The sequence below is a fragment of the Vibrio sp. 970 genome (assembly GCF_033339075.1).
The window spans coordinates 1-707 of record NZ_JAWOTW010000300.1; the positions used below are offsets into that span (position 1 = coordinate 1).

2 protein-coding genes are annotated in these 707 nt (G+C 44.6%); both read right to left on the reverse strand.

All coding sequences use genetic code 11. From position 1 onward, the window contains the following. On the reverse strand, positions 1-311 hold a 311-nt coding region (locus tag R7Q11_RS26295), incomplete at its 3' end, for a DNA-J related domain-containing protein (RefSeq protein WP_318094460.1). 132 nt (positions 312-443) lie between these two features. Further along, on the reverse strand, positions 444-707 hold a 264-nt coding region (locus R7Q11_RS26300), incomplete at its 5' end, for a 2OG-Fe(II) oxygenase family protein (RefSeq protein ID WP_318094461.1).

Genomic DNA, 707 nt, shown 5'->3' on the forward strand with positions numbered 1-707 from the left:
ACGCTGTTTCTACTCGCTTCTAATGCTGACATCAACATGATATCCATCGCTTCTACTTGCAACCAACTGTCCGGAAAGAGCGTCTCTTGCAGTTGATACAGCGCATTCATTATCAGAAAGTTTCTTTTGAATAAGTCTTTATCTGGCGAGGGGTCAAGCTGGTTAATGTAACCGCGCTCACTGAGCTTGCTGGCCAAGGTGTGTACTTTCCAACCAGACGGTTGCTTTTTGAGAATCTCAAGCATTGGCCAAAGCAACGGGTTTTCTATTTCACTCTGACTGCTATCGCATACGCCATATTGATCTTCCATGCGCCCTCGTTTGATTTATAAGCGATTAAAATTGAGCACGTTTCAAAGCTCAACGTCGTTACTTTTGTACCATAAACGAAAAAAGGCCGATAGCGAAAAACCATCGGCCTTTGGAATCAGGATCGCGTTTGATTAAATAACGCCTAGCTCACGTAATCGTTCCATCAAGTAGCTGTGTGCTGTGTAACGCTCAGAAAGTACTGTATCTGGTTTTGGGTGCAAGAAAAGCGGTAGTGAAATGCGAGATTTTTCTTGGCGAGCACCTGTTGGGTTGATAACTCGGTGTGTCGTCGACGGGAAGTAACCACCTGATGCTTCTTGTAGCATGTCACCGATGTTAATGATCAAGTTACCAAAGTCACATGGAACATCGATCCACTCGCCATCTTTGCTCAT